The 12,309-nt window shown below is 36.2% G+C and carries 12 protein-coding genes; 3 read left to right on the forward strand and 9 right to left on the reverse strand.

Annotated features, from left to right (window positions below):
• Positions 1 to 11: 11 nt before the first annotated feature.
• From murD to mraZ, 7 genes are all read right to left on the reverse strand, one after another.
• The gene (gene murD / locus BW926_RS03860) at positions 12 to 1,337 is read right to left on the reverse strand and encodes a UDP-N-acetylmuramoyl-L-alanine--D-glutamate ligase (RefSeq protein WP_076444349.1); all 1,326 of its coding nucleotides are present in this window, start codon (positions 1,335 to 1,337) and stop codon (positions 12 to 14) included.
• 64 nt (positions 1,338 to 1,401) lie between these two features.
• The gene (mraY, locus tag BW926_RS03865; RefSeq protein WP_076444351.1) at positions 1,402 to 2,643 is read right to left on the reverse strand and encodes a phospho-N-acetylmuramoyl-pentapeptide-transferase; all 1,242 of its coding nucleotides are present in this window, start codon (positions 2,641 to 2,643) and stop codon (positions 1,402 to 1,404) included.
• A gap of 89 nt (positions 2,644 to 2,732) precedes the next feature.
• The gene (locus BW926_RS03870; protein WP_076444353.1) at positions 2,733 to 4,193 is read right to left on the reverse strand and encodes a UDP-N-acetylmuramoyl-L-alanyl-D-glutamate--2,6-diaminopimelate ligase; all 1,461 of its coding nucleotides are present in this window, start codon (positions 4,191 to 4,193) and stop codon (positions 2,733 to 2,735) included.
• Positions 4,194 to 4,357: 164 nt separating this feature from the next.
• Positions 4,358 to 6,349, reverse strand: a complete 1,992-nt coding sequence (locus BW926_RS03875) for a penicillin-binding transpeptidase domain-containing protein (protein WP_076444355.1) — start codon at positions 6,347 to 6,349, stop codon at positions 4,358 to 4,360.
• Positions 6,333 to 6,701 (reverse strand): FtsL-like putative cell division protein, encoded by a 369-nt coding sequence (locus BW926_RS03880; RefSeq protein WP_076444357.1) that lies wholly within the window; start codon positions 6,699 to 6,701, stop codon positions 6,333 to 6,335. The genes BW926_RS03875 and BW926_RS03880 overlap by 17 nt, the downstream gene beginning before the upstream one ends.
• Before the next feature lie 74 nt (positions 6,702 to 6,775).
• Positions 6,776 to 7,669 carry a 16S rRNA (cytosine(1402)-N(4))-methyltransferase RsmH gene (rsmH, locus tag BW926_RS03885; RefSeq protein WP_076444359.1) on the reverse strand — a complete coding sequence of 298 codons (894 nt, stop codon included), beginning with the start codon at positions 7,667 to 7,669 and terminating at the stop codon, positions 6,776 to 6,778.
• 43 nt (positions 7,670 to 7,712) lie between these two features.
• Positions 7,713 to 8,171 (reverse strand): division/cell wall cluster transcriptional repressor MraZ, encoded by a 459-nt coding sequence (gene mraZ, locus BW926_RS03890; RefSeq protein WP_076444361.1) that lies wholly within the window; start codon positions 8,169 to 8,171, stop codon positions 7,713 to 7,715.
• Between the two features lie 272 nt (positions 8,172 to 8,443).
• Here mraZ and BW926_RS03895 point away from each other — a divergent pair, with 272 nt between their 5' ends.
• From BW926_RS03895 to BW926_RS03905, 3 genes are all read left to right on the forward strand, one after another.
• Complete coding sequence (locus tag BW926_RS03895) at positions 8,444 to 9,205, forward strand: alpha/beta fold hydrolase (RefSeq protein ID WP_076444363.1); 762 nt, start codon at positions 8,444 to 8,446, stop codon at positions 9,203 to 9,205.
• A 64-nt stretch (positions 9,206 to 9,269) separates the two neighbouring features.
• Complete coding sequence (yihA, locus tag BW926_RS03900) at positions 9,270 to 9,893, forward strand: ribosome biogenesis GTP-binding protein YihA/YsxC (RefSeq protein WP_076444451.1); 624 nt, start codon at positions 9,270 to 9,272, stop codon at positions 9,891 to 9,893.
• The gene (locus tag BW926_RS03905) at positions 9,886 to 10,335 is read left to right on the forward strand and encodes a GNAT family N-acetyltransferase (RefSeq protein WP_076444365.1); all 450 of its coding nucleotides are present in this window, start codon (positions 9,886 to 9,888) and stop codon (positions 10,333 to 10,335) included. Before yihA ends, BW926_RS03905 begins: the two co-directional genes overlap by 8 nt.
• A 119-nt stretch (positions 10,336 to 10,454) precedes the next feature.
• Here BW926_RS03905 and msrA read toward each other — a convergent pair whose 3' ends face one another.
• Both msrA and BW926_RS03915 read right to left on the reverse strand, forming a co-directional pair.
• Positions 10,455 to 11,009 carry a peptide-methionine (S)-S-oxide reductase MsrA gene (gene msrA / locus BW926_RS03910; protein WP_076444367.1) on the reverse strand — a complete coding sequence of 185 codons (555 nt, stop codon included), beginning with the start codon at positions 11,007 to 11,009 and terminating at the stop codon, positions 10,455 to 10,457.
• 290 nt (positions 11,010 to 11,299) lie between these two features.
• The gene (locus BW926_RS03915; RefSeq protein ID WP_076444369.1) at positions 11,300 to 12,268 is read right to left on the reverse strand and encodes an ROK family protein; all 969 of its coding nucleotides are present in this window, start codon (positions 12,266 to 12,268) and stop codon (positions 11,300 to 11,302) included.
• Positions 12,269 to 12,309 lie beyond the last annotated feature (41 nt).

Below are 12,309 nucleotides of genomic sequence, written 5' to 3' on the forward strand. Positions count from 1 at the left end.
ACTTTTTTCAATTATTTTAATACCTGCTCTTTAAACTGACAACCTCTGTCTTCATAGCTTTTAAATAAGTCAAAGCTTGCACAGCATGGTGAAAGTAAAACGGTATCTCCTTTCTTTGCCAGAGATTTTGAAATCTTCACCGCTTCTTCCATACTTGAGGTGTCATAAATATATTCTTTCTTGTCTTTGAAGAAATTAATAATTTTCTGATTATCAATTCCTAAGCATACAATTGCCTTTACTTTTTTCATGACTAAATCCTCAATTTCAGTATAGTCATTACCTTTGTCTAGACCTCCAACAATCCATACTGTTGGGTTTTTCATGCTTTCCAGGGCATAATACGTTGCATTGACGTTGGTTGCCTTGCTGTCGTTGATATATTTTACTCCATCAATTTCAGTTACAAATTCCAGCCTGTGTTCTACCGCCTGGAAAGTCATTAATGAATTTCTTATACTTTCACTATTAATTTCTAATATCTTACCCGCTATTGATGCAGCTAAGCTATTGGCAACATTATGATTTCCAAGTAAGGACAGCTCTTCAATCTTCATTGAAAACTCATCTTTCATTTTGATCACAATTTTATCTTCATCAATAAAACCTCCTTCAGATAGCTTTTCTTTTGTTGAAAAAGGTATCATTTTCGCTTTAATTTCTAATTTCTCCAAAAGATTTTTACTCATTTCATCATCTTTATTGTAGATGAAAAAATTGTCATTTTCCTGATTCTCAGTAATTCTGAACTTCGCCAATGCATATTCTTCATAATTGTAATTGTACTGATCCAAATGATCCTGAGACAAATTCAACAATAAAGAAATATAAGGTCTAAAATTCTGAATATCATCTAATTGGAAGGAACTTACCTCCAAGACATAATATTCGTGATTTTCATCGGCTACTTGCTTTGCAAAGCTGTATCCGATATTTCCGCCTAAGCCGACATTCAATCCGTCATTTTTCAGGATATAGTAGATCAAAGACGTGGTTGTTGTTTTTCCGTTACTTCCGGTGATTGCTATGATTTTGGCATCTGTAAACTCCGAAGCGAATTCAATTTCTGAGGAAAGTCTTATTCCTTTCTCATGAATTTTATGGATAATCTCAGCTTTTTTCGGAATTCCCGGGCTTTTTACAATCCAGTCGGCATTTAAAATTCTTTCTTCATCATGGTTTTCTTCTTCAAATTCAATTTCATTATCTATAAGAAACTGCTTATAATTATCTTTAATACCTCCCTTGTCTGAAAGAAAAACCTTCAAACCTTGTTTTTTAGCCAAATAAGCAGCCCCACAACCACTTTCTCCTCCCCCTAAAACAACTATTTTCATATTATTTTGTTTATGCTATAAGCTTTAAGCCTGATGCTTTCTGCCTATTGCTTACTGTTGATTTCTATCTCATCTTCAATGTAATGAGACATACAATAGCCAGAATTACCCCGATGATTATCATTCTGTTTACGATTTTACTTTCGTGGAAACCGCCTTTCTGATAATGGTGGTGTAATGGTGACATTCTAAACAATCTGTTGTTTTGGGCATATTCCAGCCCGAATTTTCTCTTTCTGTATTTGAAAACCGCAACCTGAAGCATTACAGATAGGTTTTCGATTAAAAAGATTCCGCATAAAATGGGAATCAGTAATTCTTTTCTTAAAATAATCGCTAAAACGGCGATTACCCCTCCCAGCATTAAACTTCCCGTATCACCCATGAAAACCTGTGCCGGATAGGTATTATACCAGAAAAAACCGATAACCGCACCCACCATTGCAACGGCAAAAATGGTGGTTTCACCCATATTCGGAAGGAACATAATGTTGAGGTAGTCCGCAAAAATGATATTTCCGGAAAGATAGGCAAAAAGTGCTAGGGTAAGCAGGATAACAGCACTTGTACCTGCTGCCAGTCCGTCGATTCCGTCTGTAATATTAGCGCCATTGGAAACGGCTGTTACAATGAAAATCACAATCGGGATGAAAACGATCCATGCCCACTCATGAGCATCTTTATCATTCATCCAGAATAAGATCCCGCTGTAATCAAATTCATTATTTTTAGCAAAAGGAACTGTAGAAACAGTGATTTTTTCCGTAGGCATGAAGTTTTGCTCAACATTATTTCTGTTCACTACTTTTGCATCGGCATATTTTCTTTTAACGGTAATATCAGGATGGAAATACATTGTAACTCCTATAATTAGACCTAATCCGACCTGCCCTACAATTTTGAATTTACCGCTTAATCCGTCTTTATTTTTCTTAATCTTCTTTAAGTAATCATCAATAAAACCAATTGCGCCCATCCAAAGCATGGAAACCAGCAAAAGGACGATGTAAACGTTTGTAATTCTGGTGAATAGCATCACAGGAATAATTGTAGCTAAAATAATGATAAGACCTCCCATGGTAGGAGTTCCTTCTTTTTGCTTTTGGCCGTCGAGTCCAAGATCACGAACCAATTCTCCCATTTGTTTAGCTCTCAGGTAATTAATGATCCTTTTTCCATAAACAAGAGCAATGGTTAATGAAAATAAAACAGCCATTCCTGCACGGAAGGAAATGTATTTCAGCAGTCCTAATCCCGGAACATGGATTCCCTGGCTGGTTAGATATTCGTATAGATAGTATAACATTTTATTTAATTTAAAGATTAAGAGATTGAGATATTTAGAAATTCGTAATACCTTAATCTCTGAATTTCTAAATCTTTTAATTTAAATTTTTACTTACTCATTAATTTCCAAAGCTCATTAATTACTTCCTTGTCGTCAAAATGATGCTTCACACCATTAATCTCCTGATATGTTTCGTGGCCTTTTCCGGCTACAAGAACAATATCTTTCGGTTCTGCAAACTTTATCGCCATTTTGATGGCTTCCTTTCTGTCCGGGATTGAAGTGTATTTGCTGAAGTTCTGAGGTTCAACGCCTGCTTCAATTTCCTTGATGATTGCTGCGGGATCTTCCGTTCTCGGGTTGTCTGAAGTGATGATCGCCAACGTTGATTTTTTCGTTGCAATATTGCCCATTTCAGGCCTTTTGGAGTGATCCCTGTCTCCTCCGCAACCAAAAACAGTGATTAATCTTTCGTTTTTTGTTCTGATATCATTAATGCTGTCCAGGATGTTTTCCAAAGCATCCGGAGTGTGTGCATAGTCTACGATGAAGAAAATTCCGCCGTCTGATTTGAAGGTTTCAAATCTTCCTGAAACTCTTTTTAATTTACTGATCGCCTGTAAAATTTCGTCTGATTCAAAACCAAGCTCAGAAGCAATTCCGAAAACCAGTAGCAGGTTATAAACATTAAACTTGCCTGTGAGTGTCGTCCAGAATTCTTTTCCGTTGAAATTAAGCAGCATTCCGTTGAAATCCACTTCCAATAATCTTCCATGATAATCAGCCATTGTTTTCAAAGCATAAGACTTTTTCGTCGCCTTTGTGTTTTGAAGCATGACATTTCCGTTTTTATCATCCACATTGGTGATGGCAACGGCTGTACCTTCAAGCTCATCAAAAAATCTTTTTTTCGTTTTTAAATATTCGTCAAAAGTTTTATGATAATCTAAGTGGTCGTGAGTCAGGTTGGTGAATCCTGCCACTTTGAAATGAAGCCCTTCGATTCTGTTTTGAGCAATTCCATGGGAACTTACTTCCATAAAGGCAAATTCGCAGCCTTCTTCAACGGCCTGGGCTAAAATTTTATTGATTGTAATGACATCCGGAGTCGTGTGTGTTGCCGGAATTATTTGATTCCCAATTCTAATTTCAACCGTAGAAAGTAAAGAGGAATCGTAACCTAGGTTTTTAAATACATCAAAAAGAAGGGTAGAAACAGAAGTCTTTCCGTTGGTTCCTGTTACTCCGATTAATTTTAATTTTTCAGAAGGGTTTCCGTAGAAATTAGAAGCCAGTTGTCCTAAAGCTTTAGATGAATCTTTTACTTTAACATACGTAACATTTTCATTTAAACTTTCAGGAAATTCTTCACAAACAATTGCTGTGGCTCCTTTTTCAACCGAAGATGCAATAAATGAATGTCCATCCACAACCGTTCCTCTCATTGCGATGTACAAAGAGTTTTCCGTAACCTTTCTGCTGTCGAATACCAATTCTGAAGCCTCACGGGTGTCGTCACCGTGAATTTCTAAAACTGGGATTCTTTTCAATAATTCAATTAATTGCATTTCTTTGATGCTTTATATTTTTTAATCGTTCTTTTTGATTCCATAAGTCCATAAGTTTCACTTATGGCTATTGATATTGAACTCTTCGGATTCGTTTTTGCATTTTTTTTAATAGGATTTTCATCCTATTCTGTTTTAAATCGTCCCTTCAGGACTCTTCTTATTTAATTCTGCAGAGACAAATAAATTCTCTGGTTTTTACTGATCGTTGTGCCTTCTAGCGGGAATTGTTCGGTAATTCTTCCCACTCCTTTAAAGTCTACACGATATCCTAAATTTTCCAGTTGCGGGATTACGTTTTTACCGATTAATCCGACTACACTTGGCATTTGTTTATTATTGACTGCTATTTTCACATTCGGCTCAACCATTTTGTTAAGGTTTACCTTTTTGTCGACAAGCATTTCTTTTTCAATGTTTTGAGGTGTTTTTAAGAATGTTTTTCCTGCAATTTCTTTAAACACCGGCGCAGAAACTGTCCCTCCATAAAATCCTTTTGCTGTATTCGGTTCGCTGATCATCACATAACACGTATATTTCGGATTATCAGCCGGATAGAATCCTGCGAATGATGCACGGTACTTCATCGGACCGGGCAGCCAATATTCGAATCTTGCGGTTCCTGTTTTTCCGGCCATTTTTAAGTTCGGTGTGAAGATACTTTTTCCTGTTCCTTTTTCCACGGCTTTCGTCAGGGCACTGGTCATCATTTTAATAGCTTTTTCGGAAGCCATTTTATTGACCATTACTTCAGGCTTTGCATTGTATATGATCTTGCCGTCCTTCATGATTTTATCAATGAATAGGGGTTTCAGCATTTTGCCGCCATTAGCGACTCCGTTGTAGAAAGTTGCCAATTGTAATAGATTGATATTTGAGGAATATCCATAGGCAATTGAAGCCAGTGTTGCGGCATTCCATCTTTTATTTTGAGGAGTTACGATTTTCGGTTTTGTAATTCCCGGAAGCTCAATATCCATTTTGTCGAATAATTTCCAACGTTTCAAATGATCCAGGAAAATCTGAGGTTTGTCGGCGTAATATTTTGTAATTAGTTTTGCCGTCCCTACGTTACTAGATTTTGCCAACACATCACTAATTTCATAAGTTCCGCCTCCGTGCCCGTCTGAAATTCTTTGTTTTGCGTATACCCAAACACCGTTTCCTACATTTACAGTTGTATTTTCATCGATGAAACCGTCATCCATTGCTGCTAAAAGCGAAATTGTTTTGAAGGTAGAACCCGGTTCAATATTATCTTTTAAAGCATAATTGTAGGAATCTTCATAATTTCCTTCTTCATTTCTTTTTAAATTAACCATTGCTCGAACTTTTCCCGTTTCAACTTCCATCACAATCACGGTTCCATGTTTTGCTTCAAAATTGATCAGCTGCTTTTCCAAAGCAGAATGTGCAATATCCTGAACTCTAAGGTCTAAAGTCGTATAAACATCCTCTCCATCAACAGGTTCCTGAACTTTCCAGTAATCAATTGGTTTCCACTGTGACGAGTTGATTCTTTGCTCCAATCTTTTTCCATCGGTTCCTCTTAAATATTTTGAGAAAGCTCCTTCAAGTCCTGAACTGTATTCACCGTTATCCATACCGATGGTTCCGGCTCCGATTTCTGAGGTGGCCAGCTCTCTTTTGTAGTTTCTGTCAACGATGAAACCTCCTTTATTTTTTCCTTTTTTAAAGATTGGAAACTTTCGGATTCTGTCGTATTGATCGAAATCAAGCCCTTTCACCAAAGTAAAATATTGGTTTTTCTTTTTTTTCTGCTCGTCGAATTTTTTTCTGAATTCACCCCTCGATTTTCCAAACATTTTGCTTAAAGAATCTGTTAAAGCACCGATGTTGTTGGTGTAAACAGTGTCTTTCATTGTTTTGAAATCCAGATAAATGTCGTAACGCATCACAGTGGTAGCAAGGATAGAGCCGTCTGAAGCGAATAAATTTCCACGGGCAGCTTTTAGAGTAGCTTCACGATAGTTTTTATTAATGTAATCGTCTTTAATTTCCTGAACATTAGTGTTTTGGAGGATCACGATCCTCGCCAAAAACATTACAAACACGCACAAAGCCACCACTGCAAAGAGGTAGCCCCATCTCAACGTTTTTTTACGTTTGTTATCGTATTCATTTGGTTTTTGCATCTGTACTGTCCAGTTTTATTAGCAGTTTATGGGGATGATTTTCCAGGGTCATCAAAGAGTCCCGTGCAACTTCTTTCCCCAACTCCGATTCCATTTTTACTTTTATCAGCTTACTTTGTGCGTAAGCGTTTCGCGATTTATATTCTTCTGTTTCTTCTTTTAAAGCATTAACGATTTTAATCTTCTTGTTGACGAGATGATTGCTGTAAATCATTGCCATCATTAATATAAACAACAACAGAAAATACTTATAATGTATTTTGATCTCATCACGGTTTAGGAAATTTCCTTTTATAATGTCTATAAAAGTTAATCTCTTCTGAGGGCGATTTGTTGTTGCTCTTTTTGCCATTTGTTTTTTGTTGATAGTTTCTTGTTATTTGTTGCTGGATTTAAACCAACAACGATCAACAATGACCCCAAAAACTATACTTTTATTCCTGTTCTCATTTTTGCACTTCTGGCTCTGGAGTTTTCTTCGATCTCCTTATCATCTGGGATAATCGCTTTGCTCTTCACCAATTCAAATGCTTTTTTATAATTTCCGTAAATGTCTCTTTCAGGCTCGCCTTCAAACATTCCGTTTTTTAAAAATCTTTTTACCAGTCTGTCTTCTAAAGAATGATAAGAAATTACTACCAGTCTTCCGCCCGGTTTTAAAACCTTATAGGCCTGAATCAGCATTTCTTTTAAAACTTCCAGCTCTTGATTCACCTCAATTCTTACTGCCTGAAACAGCTGGGCATAAAATTTATTAACCTTATGAGGAGGAATATAGCTGAACAGCTTTTTCAGATCCTCTGTGGTCTCTATGCTTTTTGTTTTCCTGTGATGAACGATTTCCCGCGCAAGTTTTCTTGCTTCCCTCAACTCTCCATAGTGATAAAAAATGTCGGCAAGCTCTTCTTCTTCATAATCATTAATGACTCTTTTGGCATCAAGATTCTGCATGACATTCATTCTCATATCCAAAGGAGCGTTGCTTCTTGTGGAGAAACCTCTTTCTGCTTCATCAAACTGATGTGATGAAACCCCAAGATCTGCCAGAATACCATCGGCCTGAGAAACACCGTATATTAACAAAGAGTTTTCCAGGAACCTGAAATTCTGATTAACTAATGTGAATCTCGGATCATCAATTGTATTTTTAAGAGCATCCAGATCCTGATCAAAACTAAACAATCTTCCCTTATCCGAAAGCCGGCTTAATATTTCTCTGGAATGACCGCCACCACCAAAAGTACAATCCACATACGTTCCGTCCGGATTCGTCACCAAATCATCTACACTTTGCTTCAACAAAACGGGGTTATGATACATGCTTAGTTGTGTTTTTTATCGCTTTTATTTATTAGTCGTGTGGTTATTCTTCATCGAAAGTGCCCATCACATCTTCGGCAAGGCTGGCAAAATCGGCTTCATCAATGAAAATTACCTTCTCATAGGCTTCTTTATCCCAAATTTCAAACAGTTCTCCTGCGCTCGTAATCACAATATCCTTTTGAAGATTTGCAAAATGCATCAGGTCTTTAGGTATCTGTAATCTTCCCGCATTATCCAATTCTACTGTTTTTACTCCTGCTGTAAACATTCTAATGAAATCAGCATTTTTTTTAATGAATCTGTTCAGTTTATTAATTTTGCCCATCACTTTATCCCATGCATTCATAGGATAAACTTCCAGGCAGGGGTGGAACACAGATCTTTTGACTACAAATACCTTGTCGTCAAAGTTTTCCATCTGTTTGATTAAAGATGAAGGAACTTTTAGTCGGCCTTTGTCGTCAATTTTACACTCATATGTTCCAATGAAACTCTTCATTTGGAGCAAATTTATATAATAATTTCCAAAATCTCCCACTTTTTCCCACTTTTTGACTTAATGTTAATAAGTTTTATTAAATATTGAATTTCAAGGCTATAATTTATTGATATGGTGATTGTTGTGGAAAGTATTATTTATTCCATACAAAACGCATTCATAAAAAAGTGAATAAAAAAAGGCTTGGTATATTATTTTTATTTTAAATTAGGGTAATCAAAATATTTTTGAGGTTTAATTTGTATTTTTGCAAGGCTTTATTAAGGCATTATATGATATTTAGTACAAAAAAAGAAAAGAAATACACCTTTATAGAGGCGGGAAAAGGACATCCATTAGTGCTACTGCACGGATTAATGGGTGGGTTGAGTAATTTCGATAAGATGGTGGATTTTTTTTCGGATAGGGGATTTAAAGTATATGTTCCTCAGTTGCCAATCTACGATTTGCCGGTACTTAATACTAATCTTACAACTCTTGCAAAATATATAGCCAAGTTTATAGAAACCCATATAGAAGGACCTGTAACGATTGTAGGAAATTCCATGGGAGGGCATGTAGGACTTATCTTGACATTGGCAAGACCGGATTTAATTAAAAACTTGGTTCTTACAGGAAGTTCTGGTTTATATGAAAGGACTTTTGGAGATAGTTTTCCAAGAAAGAATGACCGTTCTTATATCAGGAAAAAAACGGAAGAAGTTTTCTATGATCCTGCCATTGCCACTGAAGATCTTGTGGACGAGGTTTTCGGGGTTGTGAATGACAGGATGAAGGGCATCAAAACCGTAATGCTGGCAAGAAGCGCCATCAAGCACAATATGCTGAATGATCTTCCTAAAATTCTGACGCCAACATGTTTGATCTGGGGGAAGCAGGATAATGTAACACCTCCTGAAGTAGCAGAAGATATGCACAAGTTTATCCCAAATTCGGATTTGTTTTGGATTGATAAATGCGGACATGCTGCAATGATGGAAAAGCCAGATGAATTCAATGAAATTCTTTATGGCTGGCTAAAAGATAAAGTTTAAAATAAAATATAATGACCATTAAGAGCTTTTCTTAATGGTTTGTTTTTCTAAAAAAACTCAGAAAATGATTATTAAAACAGCAACGTTTGTAAAGAGCAGCGGAAAATGGCAGGATTGCCCTGAAGCTATAATCCCAGAATATGCTTTTATCGGAAGGTCTAATGTTGGGAAGTCGTCACTCATTAATGCAATGATGAATCATAAAGATCTGGCTAAAACTTCACAGACTCCGGGGAAAACCCAGCTTATTAATCATTTTTTAGTAAATGAGCAGTGGTATCTGACTGATTTGCCAGGCTATGGTTATGCAAAAGTTTCCAAATCTATCAGAAAAGATTTTGAAAAACTTATTACAAATTATATTCTCAATAGAAGGAATCTGGTAAATCTTTTTGTACTGGTGGATTCAAGGCACAAACCTCAAACGATTGATATGGAATTTATACAATGGTGTGGGGAAAGTGGTGTACCGTTTTCAATTGTTTTTACAAAAGCGGATAAATTGAAGCCGAATGCAGCAATTAAAAATGTGGAAGATTACAAAACGGAGCTTCACAAAACCTGGGAAGATTTACCTGAAATATATGTGACTTCTGCCGAAAAGAAAGAAGGGTGCGAGGAAATCCTTCATTTTATTGAAAAAACAAATGATTTTTTGGTACAAAATAATATAAATTTCGATGAGTAATATTATTTGGAAAATTAAAACTTTCGATGAGTTTACCGTTCCGGAACTGTATGCCGTTTTAAAGGCAAGAATTGATGTTTTTATAATTGAACAAGACTGTCCTTATCCAGATTTGGATAACTATGATCAGAAAGCAGTTCATCTCTGGGCGGAGGAAAATGGAGAAATTTTGGCATATTGTCGGGTTTTTAACAAAGGAATAAAATATAAGGAAACATCCATTGGAAGGGTTCTTACTACCGAAATGGCGAGGGGGAAAAGCTTAGGAAAACTTTTAATAAAATATGCCATTGAAACTATTGAAAACCGGTTTCAAACTTCAGAAATTAGGATTTCTGCACAGAATTATTTGTTGAAATTCTATTCTGAATTTGGTTTTAAAGATACCGGAAAAAAATATTTAGAAGATGATATTTTGCATACAGAAATGTTTAAACAGTGAAGAAAAATTCTTTGCTTTTATTTTTTATAGTATTTTGTATCGATAGCAACGGGCTATAGCTCGTTTAAGTAAGATTATAAAATCAATCTGTCTTTAGCCAAAGCTTAAGATATTTAAAATTATTCCTCATTCAACATACCCAATTCTTCGAAATATTTTTTGAATTTCTGGATTTTAGGACCAACAACAGCACTACAATAAGGCTGTGTGGGATTCTCGTTGTAATAACCCTGGTGATATTGTTCAGCTGGCCAGAATTTGTCGAATTTCGTAACTTCTGTCACATAAGTTCCCGGCCATCTTCCGGATTGTTTGGATTTTTCTATGGCTTCTTCAGCTTTTGTCTTTTCAGCGTTATTTTTATAGTAAATTACTGACCGGTATTGCGTTCCGATGTCGTTGCCTTGTCTGTTTAGTTGGGTAGGATTGTGAAGGAAAAAGAAAACATCCATTAATTGCTCATAAGAAATAATTGCCGAATCATAAGTAATCTGTACCACTTCCGCATGTCCGGTTTCATCTGTGCAAACTTCCTCATAAGTCGGATTTTCTTTATGCCCTCCGGAATATCCTGAAATAGCACACTTTACACCTTTCAGCATGTTGAAGCAGCTTTCCACACACCAAAAGCACCCGCCTCCGAACGTAATTTGTTCTAAACTATTGTTATCCATTGGATGATTATTGTATTTAAATTAATCTCTTTTAAAAAGTAGAATAATGGAAAAAAACTAACCAAAAATAGGAAAAAGTTTTTCAAATTATAATTATTCAGGTCTTTTAAATGTAATTATAATGATAGATGAGACAAATTATTTTTAAGTGAGACTTAATATTAAAATCAATGTCCAAACTTTATTATTAAAGATGCTTCGAGAGGCTCCTTAGATTTGCAAAAACGAGAGTAAAAACAAAAAAGCATCCTTTCAAAAAGGATACTCAATATTATTTAAATAGTATTCAATTACTTTTCCCAAACCAAAGCACTTGCTCCCAAGATAGCAGCATCGGCTTCGTCCAGTTCACTGAAAACCAATTTCACTTTATTTCTGAAAATAGGGAGAAGATTTCTTTCCATATAAAGTTTTGCAGGTTTTAAAATAAAATCTCCCGCTTTAATTACTCCTCCAAATAAAAGAATAGCTTCCGGAGAAGAAAACATCACAAAATTTGCCAATGCTTCCCCTAGTTTCTGCCCTGTATACCTGAAGACTTCAATGGCAATAGGATCGCCTTTTAAGGCGCATTCATGAACCGTTTTAGAATTAATTTCGTCCTCAGGATACTGATTAAGCATGGATTCCGGAAACTCTGCTCTCATTTTCTTTGCCGTGATGGCAATTCCTGTTGCGGATGCGTAAGCTTCAAGGCTTCCTTCTGAGCCGGTGCTCCAGTGCTTTCTTCCTCCCGGTTTTACGATGGTATGACCCAGTTCTCCTGCAAAGCCATCATGTCCGTAAATTAATTTACCACCAGCTACGATACCGCTTCCTACACCTGTTCCTAAAGTGATCATGATGAAGTCTTTCATCCCCCGGGCAGCACCGAAAAGCATTTCCCCAATTGCGGCCGCATTGGCATCGTTGGTTATGGTACAAGGTATATTAAATTTGGCTTCCATCATTTTACCAAACTCTATAACTCCTTTCCAAGGCAGGTTAGGAGCCTGTTCTATCGTTCCATTATAATAATTTCCGTTGGGAGCACCTACTCCTATCCCATCAAAGTTTTTTTCTTTTCCGTGTTTTTCGATTAAAGGCTGAACATTTTCGTATAATGCATTGATAAAATCTTCAACTTTTTTGTAGGCATCTGTGCGAATGCTACCTTTTTCAAGAACTTCTCCCCGGTGGTTTACAACTCCAAATTTCGTATTCGTTCCGCCTATGTCAATTCCTAGGGCAACGTTTTTTGATAAATCGATTAATGACATTTCTATTCTAAAATTCTAAAAGGATAAAATTATAAAAAAGA

The sequence above is a fragment of the Chryseobacterium sp. RU37D genome (assembly GCF_900156075.1).
Taxonomy (GTDB): domain Bacteria; phylum Bacteroidota; class Bacteroidia; order Flavobacteriales; family Weeksellaceae; genus Chryseobacterium.

Bases quoted from the DNA above. Each gene is read 5' to 3' on its own strand.
- mraY (WP_076444351.1), bottom strand. From the start codon at position 2,643: ATGTTATACTATCTATACGAATATCTAACCAGCCAGGGAATCCATGTT.
- yihA (WP_076444451.1), top strand. From the start codon at position 9,270: ATGATTATTAAAACAGCAACGTTTGTAAAGAGCAGCGGAAAATGGCAG.
- BW926_RS03875 (WP_076444355.1), bottom strand. From the start codon at position 6,349: ATGCAAAAACCAAATGAATACGATAACAAACGTAAAAAAACGTTGAGA.
- BW926_RS03895 (WP_076444363.1), top strand. From the start codon at position 8,444: ATGATATTTAGTACAAAAAAAGAAAAGAAATACACCTTTATAGAGGCG.
- msrA (WP_076444367.1), bottom strand. From the start codon at position 11,009: ATGGATAACAATAGTTTAGAACAAATTACGTTCGGAGGCGGGTGCTTT.
- BW926_RS03905 (WP_076444365.1), top strand. From the start codon at position 9,886: ATGAGTAATATTATTTGGAAAATTAAAACTTTCGATGAGTTTACCGTT.
- mraZ (WP_076444361.1), bottom strand. From the start codon at position 8,171: ATGAAGAGTTTCATTGGAACATATGAGTGTAAAATTGACGACAAAGGC.
- murD (WP_076444349.1), bottom strand. From the start codon at position 1,337: ATGAAAATAGTTGTTTTAGGGGGAGGAGAAAGTGGTTGTGGGGCTGCT.
- BW926_RS03915 (WP_076444369.1), bottom strand. From the start codon at position 12,268: ATGTCATTAATCGATTTATCAAAAAACGTTGCCCTAGGAATTGACATA.
- BW926_RS03880 (WP_076444357.1), bottom strand. From the start codon at position 6,701: ATGGCAAAAAGAGCAACAACAAATCGCCCTCAGAAGAGATTAACTTTT.
- BW926_RS03870 (WP_076444353.1), bottom strand. From the start codon at position 4,193: ATGCAATTAATTGAATTATTGAAAAGAATCCCAGTTTTAGAAATTCAC.
- rsmH (WP_076444359.1), bottom strand. From the start codon at position 7,669: ATGTATCATAACCCCGTTTTGTTGAAGCAAAGTGTAGATGATTTGGTG.